Origin of the sequence: Streptomyces aurantiacus JA 4570 (genome assembly GCF_000414115.1) — a bacterium.
Lineage (GTDB): Bacteria > Actinomycetota > Actinomycetes > Streptomycetales > Streptomycetaceae > Streptomyces > Streptomyces aurantiacus_A.
In genome coordinates, this window is sequence record NZ_AOPZ01000521.1 from 1 (window position 1) to 448 (window position 448).

Genomic DNA, 448 nt, shown 5'->3' on the forward strand with positions numbered 1-448 from the left:
CGCGCTGCGCGGATCTGCGCCCGGGCGAGCCCGATCTTCTCCATCAGCCCGCCGTCCGTGCTGCCCGAGCTGTCGGTGTCGGAGGTGCGCATGAAGATCCGCACGTTCCACGACAGCGCGAGCGCCGAACCGCCCATGAGGTACAGGTCGTCGACCGGCCCGGCCATCGGCCCGGCCAGGCACGCGGCCGTCAGCCACGCCGACCCGGCCGCCGTGGTGATCGCAGAGTGCAGACGGCGCTGCTTGCTCGCCGCCTTGCCGATCACCCACGCGCCGCCGGTCATCGCCACCGACGTCAGGGTCAGGCCGACGGCGGCCGCCGGGGAGGCGGCCCACCGGTCGTGACCGAGCACCCCGGCTAGGCCCACCCCGGCCACACCGAGCCAGGGCGGCAGATGCGGCTTGGCACGGTTCAGGAGGTAGTTGCCGACCCCGCCCGCACCCGATC

1 pseudogene is annotated in these 448 nt (G+C 74.1%); it reads right to left on the reverse strand.

Going from position 1 to position 448, the window contains the following annotated elements:
• Window positions 1-448, reverse strand: a pseudogene (locus STRAU_RS37050) (plasmid transfer protein TraB); the annotation flags it as partial.